The sequence below is a fragment of the Enterobacter cloacae complex sp. 2021EL-01169 genome, assembly GCF_020733125.1.
GTDB classification, from domain to species: Bacteria; Pseudomonadota; Gammaproteobacteria; order Enterobacterales; family Enterobacteriaceae; genus Enterobacter; species Enterobacter roggenkampii.
The window spans coordinates 209,754-228,499 of the sequence record NZ_JAJFTC010000005.1; the positions used below are offsets into that span (position 1 = coordinate 209,754).

The following is an 18,746-nucleotide window of genomic DNA, read 5'->3' on the forward strand; positions in this document are numbered from 1 at the left end:
GGTTATGGACCAAAAACGTCTTACACACCTGCGGCAGCTCGAAGCGGAAAGTATCCATATTATCCGCGAAGTGGCCGCCGAGTTTTCTAACCCGGTGATGATGTACTCCATCGGTAAAGATTCCAGCGTCATGCTGCATCTGGCGCGTAAAGCGTTTTATCCGGGCACGCTGCCGTTCCCGCTGCTGCACGTGGACACCGGCTGGAAATTCCGCGAGATGTACGAATTCCGCGACCGTACCGCGAAAGCCTACGGCTGCGAGCTGCTGGTGCATAAAAACCCGGAAGGGGTGGCGATGGGCATTAACCCGTTCGTGCACGGCAGCGCCAAACACACCGATATCATGAAGACCGAAGGGCTGAAGCAGGCGCTGAATAAATACGGTTTTGACGCGGCCTTCGGCGGCGCGCGCCGTGACGAAGAGAAGTCCCGCGCCAAAGAGCGTATCTACTCCTTCCGCGATCGCTTCCACCGCTGGGACCCCAAAAACCAGCGTCCGGAGCTGTGGCACAACTACAACGGCCAGATTAACAAGGGCGAAAGCATCCGCGTCTTCCCGCTCTCCAACTGGACCGAGCTGGATATCTGGCAGTACATCTATCTGGAAAACATCGAGATCGTTCCGCTGTATCTGGCCGCCGAGCGCCCGGTGCTGGAGCGTGACGGCATGCTGATGATGATCGACGACGATCGCATCGACCTGCAGCCGGGTGAAGTGATCAAAAAACAGATGGTGCGTTTCCGCACCCTCGGCTGCTGGCCGCTGACCGGCGCGGTGGAATCCAACGCCCAGACGCTGCCGGAGATCATCGAAGAGATGCTGGTGTCGACCACCAGCGAGCGACAGGGGCGCGTGATTGACCGCGACCAGGCAGGCTCCATGGAGCTGAAGAAACGTCAGGGTTATTTCTAAGGAGCCGCCATGAACACCACTATTGCTCAACAAATTGCCAAAGAAGGCGGCGTGGAAGCGTATCTGCACGCGCAACAACACAAAAGCCTGCTGCGTTTTCTGACCTGCGGCAGCGTGGATGACGGGAAAAGTACCCTGATTGGCCGCCTGCTGCACGATACGCGCCAGATTTACGAAGATCAGCTCTCCTCCCTGCATAACGACAGTAAGCGTCACGGTACCCAGGGCGAAAAGCTGGATCTGGCCCTGCTGGTTGACGGCCTGCAGGCGGAGCGCGAGCAGGGCATCACCATCGATGTGGCCTACCGCTATTTCTCTACCGAGAAGCGCAAATTTATTATTGCCGACACCCCGGGGCACGAACAGTACACCCGCAATATGGCGACCGGCGCGTCGACCTGTGACCTGGCGATCCTGCTGATCGACGCCCGTAAAGGCGTGCTGGATCAGACCCGTCGCCACAGCTTTATCTCCACGCTGCTGGGGATCAAACACCTGGTGGTGGCGGTCAACAAGATGGATCTGGTGAACTTCAGCGAAGAGAAGTTCGAGGAGATCCGCCAGAGCTACCTGACCTTTGCCGAACAGCTGCCGGGCAAACTGGATATCCGCTTTGTGCCGCTCTCGGCGCTGGAAGGGGATAACGTCGCCTCCCAGAGCGCGAACATGCCGTGGTACAGCGGCCCGACGCTGCTGGAGGTGCTGGAGACGGTTGAAATTCAGCGCGTGGTCGACACTCAGCCGATGCGCTTCCCGGTGCAATACGTGAACCGTCCTAACCTCGATTTCCGCGGTTTCTCCGGCACCCTTGCGTCAGGCTCCGTAAAGGTCGGTCAGCGCGTCAAGGTGCTGCCATCCGGCGTGGAATCGACCATCGCCCGCATCGTCACCTTTGACGGTGACCTGCAGGACGCAGGCGCCGGTGAAGCGGTTACGCTGGTGCTGAAAGACGAGATTGATATCAGCCGGGGCGATCTGCTGGTGGATGCCCAGGAAACGCTGGCCGCCGTGCAGGGGGCTTCCGTGGATGTGGTGTGGATGGCGGAGCAACCGCTGACGCCGGGCCAGAGCTACGACATCAAAATCGCCGGCAAGAAGACCCGCGCCCGCGTGGACGGTATTCAGTTCCAGGTGGACATCAACAACCTGACCCAGCGCGAGGTCACCGAGCTGCCGCTGAACGGTATTGGTCTGGTCGATCTGACCTTTGACGAACCGCTGGTGCTGGATCCGTATCAGCAAAATCCGGTGACGGGCGGGCTTATCTTTATTGACCGCCTGACGAACGTCACCGTCGGCGCGGGGATGGTCCGTGAGCCAAACGAACAGGCGTCCGCGGCTTCAGAATTCAGCGCCTTTGAGCTGGAACTGAACGCGCTGGTGCGTAAGCACTTCCCGCACTGGGGCGCGCGCGATCTGCTGGGAGGCAAGTAATGGCTGCCCATGATGAGAACGTCGTCTGGCATCCTCATCCGGTCACCGTCGCCCAGCGCGAACAGCTCCACGGTCACCGTGGAGTTGTGCTGTGGTTTACCGGGCTGTCCGGCTCGGGTAAATCGACGGTGGCGGGCGCGCTGGAAGAGGCATTGCATCAGCAGGGCGTCAGCACCTACCTGCTGGATGGCGACAACGTGCGCCATGGCCTGTGCAGCGATTTAGGGTTCAGCGACGACGACCGCAAAGAGAACATCCGCCGGGTCGGGGAGGTCGCCAGCCTGATGGCCGACGCCGGGCTGGTGGTGCTGACCGCATTTATCTCTCCACACCGCGCCGAGCGCCAGATGGTGCGCGAACGCGTGGGCCAGGATCGCTTTATCGAAGTGTTTGTGGATACGCCGCTGGAGGTTTGCGAAGCGCGCGACCCGAAAGGGCTGTACAAAAAAGCGCGTGCCGGAGAATTGCGCAACTTCACCGGCATTGACGCGGTATACGAAGCGCCTGAATCGCCTGAAATTCACCTGGAGGGTCAACAATTGGTAACAAATTTAGTAAGCCAATTATTAGACCTGCTCAGACGGGACGATATTATCAGATCCTGAGACGGTATCGTTCGGGAGCTGTCTTCCCGAACGATGAGTCACGGTCACAGGACTAGCTATGCGCAACAGTGAACATTACATCACCACCACCGGGTCGGAGCCGCTTGCGACCGACGACGAAACGACCTGGTCATTTCCTGGGGCCATCATTGGCTTCGTCTCATGGTTGCTGGCGCTGGGTATCCCGTTTCTTATCTACGGCGGCAACACGCTGTTCTTCTTTCTCTACACCTGGCCTTTCTTTCTGGCGCTGATGCCCGTGGCGGTTGTCGTCGGCATTGCGCTTCACTCGCTGCTCAACGGCAAGCTCCTGTACAGTACCGTGGTCACGATTGTGACGGTGGTGCTGATGTTTGGTCTGTTATTTTTGTGGCTCATGGGCTAACTTCAGCCATAATTCAAACCGTAACCAACTGTGTAACGATATTGAGCAGGACGATTCTGCGGAAAAAATGTGGTACATTTGCCCGCGATGTTGCGGCATCTCTGTTACCCCGGCGTAGTGCTCTGGGGAAGTCTTGGGATGATGATGCCGTTTTTCAGGGGGCAGGATGGGTAAACTAACGCTGCTGTTGCTGGCTTTGCTAATCTGGCTGCAATATTCGCTGTGGTTCGGTAAGAACGGACTACACGACTATAGCCGGGTGAGCGATGACGTCGCGGCTCAGCAGGCAACAAACGCCAAACTTAAGGCGCGAAACGATCAACTCTTCGCTGAAATTGATGACCTCAATGGCGGGCAAGAGGCGATTGAGGAACGCGCACGCAATGAACTCAGTATGACTAAGCCGGGCGAAACCTTTTATCGTCTGGTTCCGGATGCGTCTAAACGCAATCAGGGCTCAGCACAAAACAATCGATAATCAGGCCCAGGATTACGACATGGCAGTAACTTTTTCGGACGTATGCGCCGTGGTGCCGGCCGCAGGTTTTGGCCGGCGCATGCAGACAGAATGTCCCAAGCAATACCTCTCTATTGGCGATAAAACGATCCTCGAGCACGCCGTGGCGGCGCTGCTGGCGCACCCGCGGGTGACGCGGGCGATCATCGCTATCAGCCCCGGCGATGAGCGCTTCGCGCAGCTCCCGCTGGCAAATCATCCACAGATTACCGTTGTCGATGGCGGTGCCGAGCGCGCCGATTCCGTGCTGGCAGGCATTCAGGCGGCCGGTAACGCGCCGTGGGTGCTGGTGCATGACGCGGCGCGTCCGTGCCTGCATCAGGACGATCTCGCTCGCCTGCTGGCATTGAGCGAAACCAGCAAAGTGGGCGGCATTCTGGCCGCCCCCGTGCGCGACACCATGAAGCGTGCCGAGCCGGGCAAACGGGCTATCGCCCACACCGTCGATCGCGTCGATCTCTGGCACGCGCTGACGCCGCAATTTTTCCCCCGCGAACTGCTCCACGACTGCTTAACGCGCGCGCTTAACGAAGGTGCGACCATCACGGACGAAGCCTCTGCGCTGGAGTACTGCGGTTTCCACCCTGAGCTTGTTGAAGGACGTGCTGATAATATTAAAGTGACGCGTCCGGAAGATTTACAGCTCGCGGAATTTTATCTTACCCGTTCGACCCATCAGGAGAAGGCATAATGCGAATTGGACACGGTTTTGATGTACACGCCTTTGGCGGCGAAGGCCCAATTATCATTGGCGGCGTGCGCATTCCTTATGAAAAAGGGCTGCTGGCGCATTCTGATGGCGACGTGGCGCTGCATGCGCTGACCGACGCGCTGCTGGGCGCGGCCGCACTGGGTGATATCGGCAAGCTGTTCCCGGACACCGACCCGGCGTTTAAAGGGGCGGACAGCCGTGAACTGCTGCGCGAAGCGTGGCGCCGCATCCAGGCGAAAGGCTACACCCTTGGCAACGTCGACGTGACGATTATCGCTCAGGCCCCAAAAATGCTGCCGCACATTCCGCAGATGCGCGTATTTATTGCAGAAGATCTGGGCTGCCATATGGACGACGTGAACGTGAAAGCGACGACGACCGAGAAGCTGGGCTTTACCGGTCGCGGCGAAGGGATTGCCTGTGAAGCCGTGGCGCTGCTGGTGAAGGCGAGCAAATGACAGAATTCGACAACCTGACATACCTGCACGGTAAGCCGCAGGGGAGCGGGGTGCTGAAAGCCAGTCCGGAAGATTTCCTCGTGGTGGAGGATCTGGGCTTTGAGCCGGATGGCGAAGGCGAACATATCCTGGTGCGTATTCTGAAAAATGGCTGCAATACCCGCTTTGTGGCCGACGCGCTGGCAAAATTCCTCAAAATTCATGCCCGCGAGGTGAGCTTTGCCGGGCAGAAAGATAAACACGCCGTCACGGAACAGTGGCTCTGCGCGCGCGTTCCCGGCAATGCGATGCCTGATTTAAGCAAATTTGAGCTTGAGGGCTGTAAGGTACTGGAATATGCCCGCCACAAGCGCAAACTGCGTCTGGGCGCGTTAAAAGGCAACGCGTTTACGCTGGTGCTGCGCGAAGTGACTGACCGTGAAGACGTTGAAAAACGCCTGAATGCCATCAGCGACCGCGGCGTACCGAACTACTTTGGCGCGCAGCGCTTTGGCATCGGCGGCAGCAACCTGCAGGGCGCACTGCGCTGGGCGCAAAGCGACGCGCCGGTGCGTGACAGGAATAAACGCAGTTTTTGGTTGTCGGCGGCCCGCAGTGCGTTGTTTAATCAGATTGTGAGCGAAAGGCTGAAAAAACCGGACGCGAATCAAGTTGTTGTTGGCGATGCGCTACAATTAGCGGGACGCGGAAGCTGGTTTGTGGCAACGGCCGAAGAGATGGCCGATGTCCAGTCGCGCGTGGACGCAAAAGGGCTGCTGATCACCGCCGCGTTGCCCGGTACGGGCGACTGGGGAACACAGGGCGACGCGCTGGCCGCCGAGCAGTCAGCCGTGGCGGATGCGCCAGAATTGCAGTCCTTGCTGGTGCGGGAAAAAGTCGACGCGGCACGCCGCGCGATGCTGCTCTATCCGCAGCAGTTAAGCTGGAACTGGTGGGATGACGTGACCGTCGAGTTACGCTTCTGGCTGCCGGCAGGCAGCTTTGCCACCAGTGTTGTCAGGGAACTTATCAACACCTCGGGTGATTATGCGAATATTGCTGAGTAACGATGACGGGATCCACGCGCCAGGCATTCAGACCCTGGCGAAACACCTCCGTGAGTTTGCGGATGTGCAGGTCGTGGCGCCCGATCGTAACCGCAGTGGAGCGTCTAACTCGCTGACGCTGGAGTCGTCGCTTCGCACCTTTACCTTTGAAAATGGCGATATTGCCGTACAGATGGGCACGCCAACCGACTGTGTTTTTCTGGGCGTGAACGCGCTGATGCGGCCGCGTCCGGATATCGTCGTCTCCGGCATTAACGCCGGGCCTAACCTCGGCGATGACGTGATTTACTCCGGCACCGTGGCGGCCGCAATGGAAGGCCGCCATCTGGGGTTCCCGGCGCTGGCGGTCTCGTTGAACGGCTACACGCACTACGACACCGCCGCCGCGGTGACCTGTTCGATCCTGCGGGCGCTTGGCCGCGAGCCGTTGCGTACCGGGCGCATCCTCAACATCAACGTGCCGGATCTTCCTCTCGATGAAATTAAAGGCATCCGCGTCACGCGTTGCGGGAGCCGACATCCGGCCGATCAGGTGATCCCGCAGCAGGATCCGCGCGGCAACACGCTTTACTGGATCGGCCCTCCTGGCGATAAGTGCGATGCGGGTCCGGATACTGACTTTGCCGCCGTGGAGGAAGGCTATGTTTCGGTTACCCCGCTGCACGTAGATTTAACCGCGTATAGCGCGCATGATGTGGTGTCGGGCTGGCTGGATCGCGCAGGAGTGAACGCGCAATGGTAAACAAACGTGTACAAACTCTTCTGGAACAACTACGCGCGCAGGGGATCCGCGACGAGCACGTGCTTGAAGCGCTCGCCCTGGTTCCGCGTGAGAAATTTGTAGACGAGGCGTTTGAACACAAAGCGTGGGAAAACGTGGCGCTGCCCATCGGGCAGGGCCAGACGATTTCGCAGCCTTACATGGTGGCTCGCATGACGGAGCTGCTGGAGCTGACGCCCGATTCGCGCGTGCTGGAGATTGGCACCGGGTCGGGGTATCAGACCGCGATCCTGGCGCATCTCGTTCATCACGTATGCTCCGTTGAGCGGATCAAAGGTTTACAGTGGCAGGCGCGTCGTCGCCTGAAACAACTTGATTTACATAATGTTTCGACACGACACGGTGATGGATGGCAGGGTTGGAAGGCTCGTGCCCCGTTTGACGCGATCATCGTGACGGCGGCCCCGCCAGAAATTCCAGCTGCCCTGTTGTCGCAGCTGGATGAGGGGGGCATTCTGGTTCTGCCTGTCGGGGACGAGCAGCAGCTGTTGAAGCGCGTTCGTCGGCGCGGCGGCGAGTTTATTATCGACACCGTGGAAGCCGTGCGCTTTGTGCCTCTGGTGAAGGGGGAGTTGGCCTGAGACTCGGAATTATCCAGGGTTATTAAGGCAAATTCAGCGTATGGTGTGGCGCGAAAGATTCGTGCCATCACGGTAAATTTTAAGTCACTGGTAGTTAACACATTCCTGGGGGATAAATGAGCGCGGGAAGCCCTAAATTCACCATCAGCCGTGTTGCGGCATTATCACTGGTTTCGCTCTGGCTGGCAGGCTGTACAAGTTCTAGCAACGCGCCTGCGCCCGTCAGTTCCGTCGGCGGAAACAGCGGCTCCGGTAACACGTCCAGCGGAATGTTAATCACGCCGCCACCTAAAATGGGGACGGCTGCGCCGCAGCAAACACCACAAATTCAGCCTGTGCAACATCCTGTTACACAGCCAGTGCAGGTTCAGCCAGTTGAACAGCCTGTTCAGACCCAAAACGGCCGCATAGTCTATAACCGCCAGTATGGGAACATTCCGAAAGGCAGCTACACCGGTGGCAGCACCTATACCGTGAAACGCGGCGATACGCTGTTCTACATTGCGTGGATCACCGGGAACGATTTCCGTGACCTCGCGCAGCGCAACAACGTCCAGGCCCCATATGGTCTGGAAGTCGGGCAAACGCTCCAGGTGGGCAACGCGACGGGTACGCCGCTTACGCCTGGCAACACGGTTTCAGCGGCCGATGTGACGGCTCAAAATAACAGCGTTAAGCCTGCACAAAAATCCACCACGGTGGTTGCTTCACAACCTGTAATTACGTATTCTGAGGATTCAGGTGATCAGACTGCTAACAAAATGTTGCCGAATAATAAAGGGACTGCGACTGCTGTCACAGCACCGGTTACGGCACCTGTGGTTAGCTCTACTGAACCGACTGCCAGCAGTATGACCTCCAGTTCGCCGATTTCTGCATGGCGCTGGCCGACTGACGGCAAGGTTATCGAGAACTTCTCTTCCTCCGAAGGGGGAAATAAAGGGATCGATATCGCAGGGAGTAAAGGACAGGCTATCATCGCGACCGCAGATGGACGCGTTGTTTATGCCGGTAACGCTCTGCGCGGTTACGGTAATCTTATCATCATCAAACACAACGATGATTACCTGAGTGCCTACGCCCATAACGACACAATGCTGGTCCGGGAACAACAAGAAGTTAAGGCGGGGCAAAAAATCGCTACCATGGGTAGCACCGGAACCAGTTCTACACGCTTGCATTTTGAAATTCGTTACAAGGGGAAATCCGTAAACCCGCTGCAGTACTTGCCGCAGCGATAATTTGACGGGGCATGCCAGCCAGGGTGTCTCGTTCAGGGATCACGGGTAGGAGCCACCTTATGAGTCAGAATACGCTGAAAGTTCATGATTTAAATGAAGACGCGGAATTTGATGAGAACGGAGTAGAGGCTTTTGACGAAAAAGCCTTAGTAGAAGAGGAACCCAGTGATAACGATTTGGCTGAAGAAGAGCTGTTATCGCAGGGCGCCACACAGCGTGTACTGGACGCGACTCAGCTTTACCTTGGGGAGATTGGTTACTCCCCACTGCTAACGGCCGAAGAAGAAGTCTATTTCGCACGTCGTGCTTTGCGTGGTGATGTTGCCTCGCGTCGTCGCATGATTGAAAGTAACCTGCGACTGGTCGTGAAAATTGCCCGCCGTTACGGCAATCGTGGTCTGGCTCTGCTGGATCTGATTGAAGAGGGCAACTTAGGTCTCATCCGCGCAGTTGAGAAGTTTGACCCGGAACGCGGGTTCCGTTTCTCAACCTACGCGACCTGGTGGATTCGTCAGACCATCGAACGGGCTATTATGAACCAGACCCGTACGATTCGCCTGCCGATTCACATCGTCAAAGAGTTGAACGTGTATCTGCGTACCGCGCGCGAGTTGTCCCATAAGTTGGACCACGAGCCAAGCGCAGAAGAAATTGCCGAACAACTCGATAAACCGGTTGATGACGTAAGCCGTATGCTGCGTCTCAACGAGCGCATTACCTCCGTTGACACCCCGCTGGGTGGCGACTCCGAAAAAGCGCTGCTGGACATCCTGGCCGATGAAAAAGATAACGGTCCGGAAGACACCACGCAGGACGATGACATGAAGCAGAGCATCGTCAAATGGCTGTTCGAACTGAACGCCAAACAGCGTGAAGTGCTGGCGCGTCGCTTCGGTTTACTGGGGTATGAAGCTGCGACACTGGAAGACGTCGGCCGCGAAATTGGCCTGACCCGTGAACGTGTTCGTCAGATTCAGGTTGAAGGTCTGCGTCGCCTGCGTGAAATCCTGCAGGGGCAAGGTCTGAATATCGAAGCGCTGTTCCGCGAATAAGCAACCTTTCGTCAAAAAAGGCCCGTCGTGAGACGGGCCTTTTTCTTTTGTGTTACGGCTGCGTCGCCGTCTCGTGCAGCAGACGCCAGGTTATTTTGTCACCTTCCTGATTAAGCACCGCGGTTGACCAGCGCACGTTAACGGGCAGGTCTGGCCGGGTTTGCGTCTCCCGGTAGTGAAGCACTGCACCCCGTTCGCCGCTCTGGATCGTGGTTAATTCGTCAATGACGATTTTCAGCCCGGGACGGCTTCCGCGCTGTTTTTCCAGAAAACTGGCCAGGCCGTTATAGTCGACCTGCACACCGCCCGGCGGGATCATCAGAAAATCGCGCTGGAAACGGGAGAGCAGCGCGTCGGCCTCGCCTTCACCTTTGCCTAACCATGCTTCAAGCGCAATGTGGAGGTCGATAATGTCGTGTTCGAAAGGCGTCATGAATTCTCCTGTCGCAGCGGGTTTAGCACCTGCGTATTGTTAAGACGAAAAACGTACGGTACAGGCAGCAAGGTCATGCCTGCGGCAAAAATAAACATCCCGTGCCAGGCGGCGTGTGGCGTCAGCCACGCCTGCGCCAGGTTCAGCACCTGCGCCAGCAGCAGGGCACCGGCAAAAAAGCTCAATTGACGATTGAGATTCCACAGCGCGCTGGCATCCGGCATCTCGTCCCGGCGCGTTGTCAGAAACGCGCTGCTCTGAGCCGTGCTGCTGCACAGGCTTCCCCCGGCGCCCATCAGGGCAAACGCGACGGCAGGCAACAGCGTAGCCGAACTGACGTCAATCAAAAGCAGAATGCCCGTCGCCTGCAACAGGCAGCCGATGACGATCAGGGGGCGGGGGCCGATACGGTTAAAATAACGTCCCGTTGCCGTGATGGCGATAAACGATGCCACAGACCACGGCAGCATGAGCATGCCCGTAGCGGCTGGGCTCATGTTCGCCACGTTCTGAAGATAAAACATGCCCGTGACGTTCACCCCAATAAATACGCCAGGAACGCAGATATAGACAAGCATGGAAAAACGCAAAAGCGGGTCCGCGAGCAATGACAGGTTTAGCAGTCTGGCCGCGTTCATCGCAGGCATTTCGTGTTTAAGCCACAGGCAGGCCAGAACAAAGGTCACGATAGCGACCGGTAGCGTGGCGAAAAAGATCCATCGCCAGCTTAGCGTCTGTACCAGCAGTCCCCCGATAGCCGGGGAGCAGGCCGGGGCAAGCAGCGCGACCAGCATCACCGCCGAGGAGAGTCTGGCACGCTCGTGAGGCTTATACTGTTGCCAGGTCAGCGCCTGTCCAACGGGGATCAGTAAGCCTCCTCCCACGCCCTGAAGCACTCGCCAGGCGATCAGACTTTCAAGCGTTGCAGACAGGCCCGCCGCTGCGGAGGCTGCGCTGAACAGAAAAAGCGAAAGCAGGATGACGCGCTTTGGTCCGATGCGGCGCGAGAGCAGGCTGCTGAACGGGATCGCCAGCGTCAGGCCGGCAATGTAGCCGTTACTGACCCAGGCAAGGGCAGAAGGCGTGGTGTTAAAGGCGTGAGCCATCGCCGGAAAGGCGACGCTGGCAATAAACATGTTGATCAAATCAAGAAAAAAGCCCAGCAGATAGACAACGGCAACTTGGCTGCGATACGTCATGGTGGATCCTCCGGTGAGGTGGCGTATCGTATCGGCTCGGGAAGCACGGATAAACCTGACAAAGCGCGATATACTGTCAAAAATATTTTGACAGTAAAGGGTGTGATGATGATTAACCTGCAGCGGACGCAGATGTTTGTCGCGGTGGCCGACACCGGCAGTTTTACGGCGGCCGCCGAGGCGATGGGGCTGACAAAAGCGGTGGTTAGCTTCAATATCCGCCAGCTTGAAGATGAGCTGGGCGTTACGCTGCTGCTGCGCTCCACCCGCCGCCTGACGCTAACCGAGGCGGGCGTGCTTTTTCATCAGCGCAGCGTCGCGCTTCTGAAGGAGGCCGAACGGCTGCAGGATGATGTCCGTGCGAACCATGCGGGGCTCACCGGCGAGCTGCGGATCACGACCACGCCTGAATATGGCGCCCGGGTCGTGGTGCCGCTGCTGGCCAGGTTTAGCCAGCAGCACACGGATCTTCGCGTCCGACATGTTTCGTCGTCACTGCACGCAGACCTTATCTCGGAGCGCTTTGACGTGGCCATCCGGCTGGGGACGCTTGTTGATTCGCGCAACCACGCCGCACTGATTTCTCACTTTTCTATTCTCCCCGTCGCGACGCCCGAGTGGCTTGCGAGAAACCCGATCGAATCGCTTGCGCAGCTGGCGCAGGCCGACTGGATTATCCACGAGCGCTTAGCCTCGCCGCTGCGCTGGCAGGTGAAAGATGCCCGCGGTGCGCCTGACATGCTGGAGATAAAAAAGGCGCCGCGTTTGTTTGCCGACAGCGCTCAGGCCCTTATGGCTTTTGCGCTCGCAGGCGGTGGGGTGGCGTTACTGCCGGAATGGCTGGTGCGCGATTCGCTTGATGCGGGAACGCTGGTGACGATTTTACCGGAGTATACCTTTGCGCGGCAGGGGATCTATGCGGTCTATCCTGATGCCCGGCATGTGCCCGCAAAAGTGCGCACCTTTATCGATTTTATGCGCACCAGCGTGAGTTAATCGTGCATCATCTTTTTGATGAGCGCAGAGAACTGCTCCCGCTCGGCCTTGTTAAGGCGTCCTAAAAAGGCCTCATCAACCTCATTGCCTACCGGCTTACAGTCTGCAAGCAGGGCCTCACCTTCTGGCGTGAGGAAGACAAAGCGACGGCGCTTATCCGCAGGGTCGTGCTCGCGTTTGACCAGCCCGCGCGCCTCCATGCGGCTCAGCATTTCCGCCAGGGTCGCTTTCGTGCTGACCGCGACTTCAGTCAATGCCACCTGTTCAATGCCCGGATGCTCGGCAATCGAGCGCATCACCGCATACTGCGGCTTGGTCAGTTCCGGCAGGACATGTTGCCACTTCGCGGTATGCTGTTGAAAAAGCTGACGTAACAGGTGGAACGCCTCTTGTCTTAGTTCCATGAACACTCCGACAGAAAAAATCACCCCCTATGATAGCCGCTAAAGTCCAGGATGATAATGCGGCATTTTTTAGCATTTTGTGTGATCGTGTACGAACAATCTTGTCAGAAAAACAATCCGGGAGTAGTTTACCTCTAATGTTCGTACACGAACAAATTGATTGAGGTGATGAATGAGATTGATCGTGGGAATGACCGGGGCGACGGGTGCTCCGCTGGGCGTGGCGCTGCTGCAGGCGCTGCGGGAAATGCCGGAAGTAGAGACGCATCTGGTGATGTCGAAGTGGGCAAAAACCACCATTGAGCTGGAAACGCCTTACACCGCCCAGGACGTTGCTGCCCTGGCTGACGTCGTCCACAGCCCGGCTGACCAGGCCGCCACCATCTCCTCCGGCTCGTTTCGTACCGACGGCATGATCGTCATTCCCTGCAGCATGAAAACGCTGGCCGGGATCCGCGCGGGCTATGCCGAAGGGCTGGTGGGCCGTGCGGCGGATGTCGTGCTGAAAGAGGGGCGTAAGCTGGTACTGGTGCCCCGTGAAACGCCGCTCAGCACCATTCATCTGGAGAACATGCTGGCGCTCTCCCGCATGGGCGTGGCGATGGTGCCGCCCATGCCTGCGTACTACAACCACCCGCAAACCGCCGATGACATTACCCAGCATATTGTGACCCGCGTGCTCGACCAGTTTGGCCTGGAGCATAAAAAGGCGCGCCGCTGGAACGGGTTGCGGGAGGCGAAACATTTTTCACAGGAGAATAAAGATGGCATTTGATGATCTGAGAAGCTTCCTGCAGACGCTCGATGAGCAAGGGCAACTGCTGAAAATTGAGGAAGAGGTAAACGCCGAGCCGGATCTGGCGGCGGCAGCCAACGCGACCGGCCGCATCGGTGACGGCGCACCCGCGCTGTGGTTCGACAACATTCGCGGCTTTACCGATGCCCGCGTGGTGATGAACACCATCGGCTCCTGGCAAAATCACGCTATTTCGATGGGGCTGCCTGCGAACACGCCGGTGAAAAAGCAGATCGACGAGTTTATTCGCCGCTGGGATAAATTCCCGATTGCGCCAGAGCGCCGCGCCAACCCGGCCTGGGCGCAGAATACGGTGGACGGTGAAGACATTAACCTGTTCGACATCCTGCCGCTGTTCCGCCTGAACGACGGGGACGGTGGTTTTTATCTCGACAAAGCGTGCGTTGTCTCGCGCGATCCGCTCGACCCGGATAACTTCGGCAAGCAGAACGTTGGCATCTACCGCATGGAAGTGAAGGGCAAGCGCAAGCTCGGCCTGCAGCCGGTGCCGATGCACGATATCGCCCTGCATCTGCACAAAGCGGAAGAGCGCGGCGAAGACCTGCCGATTGCGATTACGCTGGGCAACGACCCGATCATTACCCTGATGGGCGCGACGCCGCTGAAATACGATCAGTCGGAATATGAAATGGCCGGTGCGCTCCGTGAAAGCCCGTACCCGATTGCCACCGCGCCGCTGACCGGCTTTGATGTGCCGTGGGGTTCTGAAGTGATCCTGGAAGGGGTGATTGAAGGCCGTAAGCGCGAAATTGAAGGGCCGTTCGGCGAGTTTACCGGCCACTACTCCGGTGGCCGTAACATGACGGTTGTCCGTATCGACAAAGTTTCTTACCGCACCAAACCGATTTTCGAATCCCTTTACCTCGGCATGCCGTGGACCGAGATTGATTATCTGATGGGGCCAGCCACCTGCGTGCCGCTCTACCAGCAGCTGAAAGCGGAGTTCCCGGAAGTGCAGGCGGTAAACGCGATGTACACCCACGGTCTGCTGGCGATCATCTCCACCAAAAAGCGTTACGGCGGCTTCGCCCGCGCGGTTGGCTTGCGCGCCATGACCACGCCGCACGGCCTGGGCTACGTGAAGATGGTGATCATGGTGGATGAGGATGTCGACCCGTTCAACCTCCCGCAGGTGATGTGGGCGCTGTCATCGAAGGTCAACCCGGCAGGCGATCTGGTGCAGCTGCCGAACATGTCGGTGCTTGAACTCGATCCGGGATCCAGTCCGGCGGGCATTACCGACAAACTGATTATTGATGCGACCACGCCTGTCGCACCGGACACCCGGGGCCACTATAGCCAGCCGGTTCAGGATCTTCCCGAAACCAAAGCCTGGGCTGAAAAACTGACCGCGATGCTGGCTGCACGCCAATAAGGAGGAAAAGATGATTTGTCCACGTTGTGCCGATGAGCATATTGAAGTGATGGCGACGTCACCGGTGAAAGGGGTCTGGACCGTTTACCAGTGCCAGCATTGTCTGTATACCTGGCGCGATACCGAACCGCTGCGCCGTACCAGCCGCGAGCACTACCCGGAAGCGTTCCGCATGACGCAGAAGGATATTGACGAGGCGCCGCAGGTGCCGACAATCCCGCCGCTGCTCTAAAAAAAAGCCCGGTGACGCTGCGCTTACCGGGCGATAATATTGTGCGGCCTTTTGCCCGGTGGCGCTGCGCTTACCGGGCCTACGGTTTTGTAGGTCGGGTAAGGCGAAGCCGCCACCCGACAAAACAGACCGCAGAGAACTAAACCAGACTCTTCAACCGATAAATCCACTCCAGCGCCTGACGCGGCGTCAGGGAATCAGGATCGAGATTCTCCAGCGCTTCCACGGCAGGCGATGTCTCTTCCGCTGGCACCAGCAGCGACATCTGCGTACCATCGATCTGCGTCGCCGCCGCATTCGGTGACAGGCTTTCCAGTTCACGCAGTTTCTGACGCGCGCGCTTGATCACCTCTTTCGGTACACCGGCCAGCGCCGCAACGGCCAGACCATAGCTCTTGCTTGCCGCGCCATCCTGCACCGTGTGCATAAAGGCGATGGTGTCGCCGTGCTCCAGCGCATCAAGGTGGACGTTAGCCACGCCTTCCATTTTCTCCGGCAACTGCGTCAACTCGAAGTAGTGGGTGGCGAACAGCGTCATGGCCTTGATTTTATTCGCGAGGCTTTCCGCACAGGCCCAGGCCAGCGACAGACCATCGTAGGTTGACGTTCCGCGTCCGACTTCGTCCATCAGCACCAGGCTGTGCTCCGTCGCATTATGCAGAATGTTAGCCGTTTCGGTCATCTCGACCATGAAGGTTGAGCGGCCGCTCGCCAGATCGTCCGCAGCCCCGACGCGGGTAAAGATACGGTCGATGGGGCCAATCTCCACGTTTTGCGCCGGAACGTAGCTGCCGATATAGGCAAGCAGGGCAATCAGCGCCGTCTGACGCATATAGGTACTCTTACCGCCCATGTTCGGACCGGTAATGATCAGCATTCTTCGCTGGGGCGACAGGCTCAGCGGGTTGGCGATGAACGGTTCGTTCAGCACCCGCTCGACCACCGGGTGACGCCCTTCAGTGATGCGAATGCCGGGCTTGTCGGTAAAGGTCGGGCAGGTGTAGTTCAGCGTTTCCGCGCGTTCGGCCAGGTTCACCAGCACGTCCAGTTCCGCCAGCGCGCTGGCGCTCAGCTGCAGGTCGGCCAGGTGTGGCATCAGCATGTCAAACAGCTCTTCATAGAGCTGTTTTTCCAGCGCCAACGCTTTGCCTTTCGAGGTGAGAACTTTGTCCTCGTACTCTTTCAGCTCGGGAATGATGTAGCGTTCAGCGTTTTTCAACGTCTGGCGGCGCACGTAGTGAATCGGCGCCAGGTGGCTCTGCCCGCGGCTGATTTGAATGTAGTAACCGTGAACCGCGTTATACCCTACCTTCAGGGTGTCGAGCCCAAGACGCTCGCGCTCGCGGATTTCCAGCTTATCAAGGTAGTCCGTCGCGCCGTCGGCCAGCGCGCGCCATTCGTCCAGCTCCTCGTTGTAGCCAGGGGCAATCACGCCGCCATCACGCACGAGAACCGGAGGCGCATCAATAATGGCGCGTTCAAGCAGCTCGCGGAGTTCGGTAAATTCGCCCATGGTTTCGCGGAGTTTCTGTACCGGCGCGCTGTCAACGTCGCTCAGCTGCGCACGCAGTTCCGGCAGCTGCTGGAAAGCATGACGCATCCGCGCCAGATCGCGCGGTCGCGCCGTGCGCAGCGCCAGACGGGCCAGGATACGTTCCAGATCGCCCACCTGACGCAGGACCGGCTGCAGCTCGGTATAGCGATCCTGCAGGGCGGCAATCGTCTGCTGACGGCAAACCAGCGTAGCGGTATCGCGAATCGGCATATGCAGCCAGCGTTTCAGCATACGGCTGCCCATTGGCGTTACCGTATTGTCGAGGACCGACGCGAGCGTATTTTCTACGCCGCCCGCCAGGTTCTGCGTGATCTCCAGGTTACGGCGCGTGGCGGCATCCATGATGATGCTGTCCTGCTGGCGCTCCATGGTGATAGAGCGGATATGCGGCAGGGCGGTGCGCTGGGTATCTTTTACGTACTGCAGGAGGCAACCTGCCGCACACAGCCCGCGCGGGGCATTTTCAACGCCAAAGCCAATCAGATCGCGGGTGCCAAACTGCAGATTCAGCTGCTGGCGCGCGGTATCAATTTCGAATTCCCAGAGCGGACGGCGGCGCAGCCCGCGACGACCTTCAATCAGCGCCATTTCGGCGAAATCTTCGGCGTAGAGCAGTTCTGCCGGGTTGGTGCGCTGCAGTTCGGCAGCCATCGTTTCACGATCGGCCGGTTCACTCAGACGAAAACGCCCGGAGCTGATGTCCAGCGTCGCGTAGCCAAAGCCTTTGCCGTCCTGCCACAGCGCGGCCAGCAGGTTATCCTGGCGCTCCTGAAGCAGGGCTTCATCACTGATGGTGCCCGGCGTGACGATGCGCACGACCTTGCGTTCCACCGGACCTTTTGAGGTCGCGGGGTCGCCGATCTGTTCGCAGATGGCAACAGACTCACCCTGATTCACCAGTTTCGCCAGGTAGTTTTCTACCGCGTGGTGGGGTATACCGGCCATTGGAATGGGTTCACCAGCCGATGCGCCACGTTTGGTCAGCGAGATGTCGAGCAGCTGCGATGCGCGTTTGGCATCGTCATAAAACAGCTCGTAAAAATCGCCCATACGATAGAACAGCAGGATTTCCGGATGCTGTGCCTTCAGCTTCAGATACTGCTGCATCATCGGCGTATGTGCGTCGAAATTGTCGAGTGTGCTCATGGAGTTATGATGTCCATTTCTTTGAATATAAACCGTTTTGAGCGGCTCAGTGGCCGTTTGTTCCTTCTATTGTCGCATGAAAAAAAGGTACGGCGCAGAAAAATGTCGCCGCTTTACGAGGCATCTTCCGACATGAGCTCAATGACGATTTTTCCATGCTCTACGCCCACTCGCACCCGGGAGTGGGTGGTAAACCCTGCCTTTTCAAGCCAGTCTCCTTTTAAGCTCAGCGCCGCATGCACGCTGTAGCGCTTCGGTATCTTGGTATTGCGGTCTTCATGGCGCTTTCTGAAATATCCCACTTTTAAATGGCGATAGGGTTTGTTGATAGCGAGTTCTTGCATAGGGTCTCCCGACAACACGGATAAAAGTCATTACTGATGCCTGTATAAAATACCAGTGATGGTTGGGCCTTGCAGGGCTAAAACTGGAATCAGGCTTCAGAAAACGACATGCAATAACTGAAATCCCGCATTGAAAGGTGTATTATTTTTGCACTTTATTGTTCGGTAAGTCGCTATGTCCGGTAAACGAATTTCACGCGAAAAAGAGACCATCGCGAAAATGATCGCGCTGTATCAGAAGCAGTGTCCTCAGGCCTCTGTGGAAGAGGGGCACTATCAGGCGCTAAATGCCTATGCCGATAAGCGTCTGGATAAATGCGTTTTCGGGGAGGAAAAGCCCGCCTGTAAACAGTGTCCGGTCCACTGCTACCAGCCTGCAAAACGCGAAGAGATGAAGCAGATTATGCGCTGGGCAGGCCCGCGAATGCTCTGGCGTCACCCCATTCTCACCGTCCGCCATCTGATGGATGACCGTCGTCCCGTACCGGAACTGCCGGAAAAGTATCGTCCGAAAAAGTGA

The 18,746-nt window shown here is 57.9% G+C and carries 23 protein-coding genes; 17 read left to right on the forward strand and 6 right to left on the reverse strand.

What is annotated here, in order from left to right:
* Positions 1-4: 4 nt before the first annotated feature.
* The 10 genes from cysD to LLF79_RS15360 all read left to right on the forward strand — a co-directional run bounded on the left by cysD (position 5) and on the right by LLF79_RS15360 (position 7,432).
* On the forward strand, positions 5-913 hold the full coding sequence (cysD, locus tag LLF79_RS15315; RefSeq protein ID WP_008499613.1) for a sulfate adenylyltransferase subunit CysD: 909 nt from the start codon (positions 5-7) through the stop codon (positions 911-913).
* 9 nt (positions 914-922) lie between these two features.
* A complete protein-coding gene (gene cysN, locus LLF79_RS15320; protein ID WP_227879813.1) occupies positions 923-2,347 on the forward strand; it encodes a sulfate adenylyltransferase subunit CysN in 1,425 nt (474 codons plus the stop codon).
* The gene (cysC, locus tag LLF79_RS15325; RefSeq protein WP_021241908.1) at positions 2,347-2,952 is read left to right on the forward strand and encodes an adenylyl-sulfate kinase; all 606 of its coding nucleotides are present in this window, start codon (positions 2,347-2,349) and stop codon (positions 2,950-2,952) included. The genes cysN and cysC overlap by 1 nt, the downstream gene beginning before the upstream one ends.
* 58 nt (positions 2,953-3,010) lie before the next feature.
* Positions 3,011-3,337 (forward strand): DUF3561 family protein, encoded by a 327-nt coding sequence (locus LLF79_RS15330; protein ID WP_008499610.1) that lies wholly within the window; start codon positions 3,011-3,013, stop codon positions 3,335-3,337.
* 166 nt (positions 3,338-3,503) lie between these two features.
* Positions 3,504-3,815, forward strand: a complete 312-nt coding sequence (ftsB, locus tag LLF79_RS15335) for a cell division protein FtsB (RefSeq protein ID WP_008499609.1) — start codon at positions 3,504-3,506, stop codon at positions 3,813-3,815.
* Positions 3,816-3,834: 19 nt separating this feature from the next.
* A complete protein-coding gene (gene ispD / locus LLF79_RS15340; protein WP_023344811.1) occupies positions 3,835-4,545 on the forward strand; it encodes a 2-C-methyl-D-erythritol 4-phosphate cytidylyltransferase in 711 nt (236 codons plus the stop codon).
* Positions 4,545-5,024: a 2-C-methyl-D-erythritol 2,4-cyclodiphosphate synthase gene (ispF, locus tag LLF79_RS15345; protein WP_008499607.1), complete on the forward strand. Its 480-nt coding sequence runs from the start codon at positions 4,545-4,547 to the stop codon at positions 5,022-5,024. The genes ispD and ispF overlap by 1 nt, the downstream gene beginning before the upstream one ends.
* On the forward strand, positions 5,021-6,070 hold the full coding sequence (truD, locus tag LLF79_RS15350; RefSeq protein WP_227879816.1) for a tRNA pseudouridine(13) synthase TruD: 1,050 nt from the start codon (positions 5,021-5,023) through the stop codon (positions 6,068-6,070). Before ispF ends, truD begins: the two co-directional genes overlap by 4 nt.
* Complete coding sequence (gene surE, locus LLF79_RS15355) at positions 6,051-6,812, forward strand: 5'/3'-nucleotidase SurE (RefSeq protein WP_021241911.1); 762 nt, start codon at positions 6,051-6,053, stop codon at positions 6,810-6,812. Before truD ends, surE begins: the two co-directional genes overlap by 20 nt.
* Entirely contained in the window at positions 6,806-7,432 is a 627-nt protein-coding gene (locus LLF79_RS15360) for a protein-L-isoaspartate(D-aspartate) O-methyltransferase (protein ID WP_008499604.1), read from the forward strand. Before surE ends, LLF79_RS15360 begins: the two co-directional genes overlap by 7 nt.
* Positions 7,433-7,526: 94 nt before the next feature.
* On the opposite strand, the gene LLF79_RS27070 is transcribed toward LLF79_RS15360, so the two are convergent.
* Positions 7,527-7,658 (reverse strand): peptidase, encoded by a 132-nt coding sequence (locus LLF79_RS27070; protein ID WP_369751013.1) that lies wholly within the window; start codon positions 7,656-7,658, stop codon positions 7,527-7,529.
* Here LLF79_RS27070 and nlpD point away from each other — a divergent pair.
* Positions 7,600-8,673, forward strand: coding sequence for a murein hydrolase activator NlpD (nlpD, locus tag LLF79_RS15365; RefSeq protein ID WP_375542346.1), 1,074 nt, complete (start codon positions 7,600-7,602; stop codon positions 8,671-8,673). The genes LLF79_RS27070 and nlpD overlap by 59 nt on opposite strands.
* Before the next feature lie 59 nt (positions 8,674-8,732).
* Positions 8,733-9,725 carry an RNA polymerase sigma factor RpoS gene (gene rpoS, locus LLF79_RS15370; RefSeq protein ID WP_008499600.1) on the forward strand — a complete coding sequence of 331 codons (993 nt, stop codon included), beginning with the start codon at positions 8,733-8,735 and terminating at the stop codon, positions 9,723-9,725.
* Between the two features lie 52 nt (positions 9,726-9,777).
* Here the strand turns inward: rpoS and LLF79_RS15375 are convergent, their stop codons facing one another.
* Both LLF79_RS15375 and LLF79_RS15380 read right to left on the reverse strand, forming a co-directional pair.
* Entirely contained in the window at positions 9,778-10,158 is a 381-nt protein-coding gene (locus tag LLF79_RS15375) for a DUF4440 domain-containing protein (RefSeq protein WP_039024139.1), read from the reverse strand.
* Positions 10,155-11,357, reverse strand: coding sequence for an MFS transporter (locus LLF79_RS15380; protein ID WP_025912395.1), 1,203 nt, complete (start codon positions 11,355-11,357; stop codon positions 10,155-10,157). The genes LLF79_RS15375 and LLF79_RS15380 overlap by 4 nt, the downstream gene beginning before the upstream one ends.
* A 108-nt stretch (positions 11,358-11,465) precedes the next feature.
* On the opposite strand from LLF79_RS15380, the gene LLF79_RS15385 reads away from it, so the two are divergent.
* On the forward strand, positions 11,466-12,353 hold the full coding sequence (locus LLF79_RS15385; RefSeq protein WP_032664263.1) for a LysR family transcriptional regulator: 888 nt from the start codon (positions 11,466-11,468) through the stop codon (positions 12,351-12,353).
* Here LLF79_RS15385 and LLF79_RS15390 read toward each other — a convergent pair.
* Positions 12,350-12,757 carry a MarR family winged helix-turn-helix transcriptional regulator gene (locus tag LLF79_RS15390; protein WP_227879819.1) on the reverse strand — a complete coding sequence of 136 codons (408 nt, stop codon included), beginning with the start codon at positions 12,755-12,757 and terminating at the stop codon, positions 12,350-12,352. The two genes, LLF79_RS15385 and LLF79_RS15390, sit on opposite strands and share 4 nt — an antisense overlap.
* A gap of 172 nt (positions 12,758-12,929) precedes the next feature.
* Here LLF79_RS15390 and LLF79_RS15395 point away from each other — a divergent pair, with 172 nt between their 5' ends.
* The 3 genes from LLF79_RS15395 to LLF79_RS15405 are packed head-to-tail and all read left to right on the forward strand — an operon-like array spanning position 12,930 to position 15,181.
* Complete coding sequence (locus LLF79_RS15395) at positions 12,930-13,532, forward strand: non-oxidative hydroxyarylic acid decarboxylases subunit B (RefSeq protein WP_008499595.1); 603 nt, start codon at positions 12,930-12,932, stop codon at positions 13,530-13,532.
* The gene (locus LLF79_RS15400) at positions 13,522-14,949 is read left to right on the forward strand and encodes a non-oxidative hydroxyarylic acid decarboxylases subunit C (protein ID WP_227879820.1); all 1,428 of its coding nucleotides are present in this window, start codon (positions 13,522-13,524) and stop codon (positions 14,947-14,949) included. Before LLF79_RS15395 ends, LLF79_RS15400 begins: the two co-directional genes overlap by 11 nt.
* A 10-nt stretch (positions 14,950-14,959) precedes the next feature.
* Entirely contained in the window at positions 14,960-15,181 is a 222-nt protein-coding gene (locus LLF79_RS15405) for a non-oxidative hydroxyarylic acid decarboxylases subunit D (RefSeq protein WP_003862116.1), read from the forward strand.
* A gap of 139 nt (positions 15,182-15,320) precedes the next feature.
* On the opposite strand, the gene mutS is transcribed toward LLF79_RS15405, so the two are convergent.
* Both mutS and LLF79_RS15415 read right to left on the reverse strand, forming a co-directional pair.
* Positions 15,321-17,882, reverse strand: coding sequence for a DNA mismatch repair protein MutS (gene mutS, locus LLF79_RS15410; RefSeq protein WP_047748599.1), 2,562 nt, complete (start codon positions 17,880-17,882; stop codon positions 15,321-15,323).
* A gap of 113 nt (positions 17,883-17,995) precedes the next feature.
* A complete protein-coding gene (locus LLF79_RS15415; protein WP_126785864.1) occupies positions 17,996-18,226 on the reverse strand; it encodes a SymE family type I addiction module toxin in 231 nt (76 codons plus the stop codon).
* A gap of 175 nt (positions 18,227-18,401) precedes the next feature.
* Here LLF79_RS15415 and LLF79_RS15420 point away from each other — a divergent pair, with 175 nt between their 5' ends.
* On the forward strand, positions 18,402-18,746 hold the full coding sequence (locus tag LLF79_RS15420; RefSeq protein ID WP_008499590.1) for a nitrous oxide-stimulated promoter family protein: 345 nt from the start codon (positions 18,402-18,404) through the stop codon (positions 18,744-18,746).

What these genes read in the sequence shown, in the direction of transcription:
- LLF79_RS15380 (WP_025912395.1), bottom strand. Translation starts at nt 11,357, where the DNA reads ATGACGTATCGCAGCCAAGTTGCCGTTGTCTATCTGCTGGGCTTTTTT.
- LLF79_RS15415 (WP_126785864.1), bottom strand. Translation starts at nt 18,226, where the DNA reads ATGCAAGAACTCGCTATCAACAAACCCTATCGCCATTTAAAAGTGGGA.
- cysD (WP_008499613.1), top strand. Translation starts at nt 5, where the DNA reads ATGGACCAAAAACGTCTTACACACCTGCGGCAGCTCGAAGCGGAAAGT.
- surE (WP_021241911.1), top strand. Translation starts at nt 6,051, where the DNA reads ATGCGAATATTGCTGAGTAACGATGACGGGATCCACGCGCCAGGCATT.
- LLF79_RS15360 (WP_008499604.1), top strand. Translation starts at nt 6,806, where the DNA reads ATGGTAAACAAACGTGTACAAACTCTTCTGGAACAACTACGCGCGCAG.
- cysC (WP_021241908.1), top strand. Translation starts at nt 2,347, where the DNA reads ATGGCTGCCCATGATGAGAACGTCGTCTGGCATCCTCATCCGGTCACC.
- ispF (WP_008499607.1), top strand. Translation starts at nt 4,545, where the DNA reads ATGCGAATTGGACACGGTTTTGATGTACACGCCTTTGGCGGCGAAGGC.
- LLF79_RS15390 (WP_227879819.1), bottom strand. Translation starts at nt 12,757, where the DNA reads ATGGAACTAAGACAAGAGGCGTTCCACCTGTTACGTCAGCTTTTTCAA.
- cysN (WP_227879813.1), top strand. Translation starts at nt 923, where the DNA reads ATGAACACCACTATTGCTCAACAAATTGCCAAAGAAGGCGGCGTGGAA.
- LLF79_RS15330 (WP_008499610.1), top strand. Translation starts at nt 3,011, where the DNA reads ATGCGCAACAGTGAACATTACATCACCACCACCGGGTCGGAGCCGCTT.
- LLF79_RS15385 (WP_032664263.1), top strand. Translation starts at nt 11,466, where the DNA reads ATGATTAACCTGCAGCGGACGCAGATGTTTGTCGCGGTGGCCGACACC.
- rpoS (WP_008499600.1), top strand. Translation starts at nt 8,733, where the DNA reads ATGAGTCAGAATACGCTGAAAGTTCATGATTTAAATGAAGACGCGGAA.
- LLF79_RS15375 (WP_039024139.1), bottom strand. Translation starts at nt 10,158, where the DNA reads ATGACGCCTTTCGAACACGACATTATCGACCTCCACATTGCGCTTGAA.
- ispD (WP_023344811.1), top strand. Translation starts at nt 3,835, where the DNA reads ATGGCAGTAACTTTTTCGGACGTATGCGCCGTGGTGCCGGCCGCAGGT.
- LLF79_RS15400 (WP_227879820.1), top strand. Translation starts at nt 13,522, where the DNA reads ATGGCATTTGATGATCTGAGAAGCTTCCTGCAGACGCTCGATGAGCAA.
- truD (WP_227879816.1), top strand. Translation starts at nt 5,021, where the DNA reads ATGACAGAATTCGACAACCTGACATACCTGCACGGTAAGCCGCAGGGG.
- ftsB (WP_008499609.1), top strand. Translation starts at nt 3,504, where the DNA reads ATGGGTAAACTAACGCTGCTGTTGCTGGCTTTGCTAATCTGGCTGCAA.
- mutS (WP_047748599.1), bottom strand. Translation starts at nt 17,882, where the DNA reads ATGAGCACACTCGACAATTTCGACGCACATACGCCGATGATGCAGCAG.
- LLF79_RS15420 (WP_008499590.1), top strand. Translation starts at nt 18,402, where the DNA reads ATGTCCGGTAAACGAATTTCACGCGAAAAAGAGACCATCGCGAAAATG.
- LLF79_RS15395 (WP_008499595.1), top strand. Translation starts at nt 12,930, where the DNA reads ATGAGATTGATCGTGGGAATGACCGGGGCGACGGGTGCTCCGCTGGGC.
- LLF79_RS15405 (WP_003862116.1), top strand. Translation starts at nt 14,960, where the DNA reads ATGATTTGTCCACGTTGTGCCGATGAGCATATTGAAGTGATGGCGACG.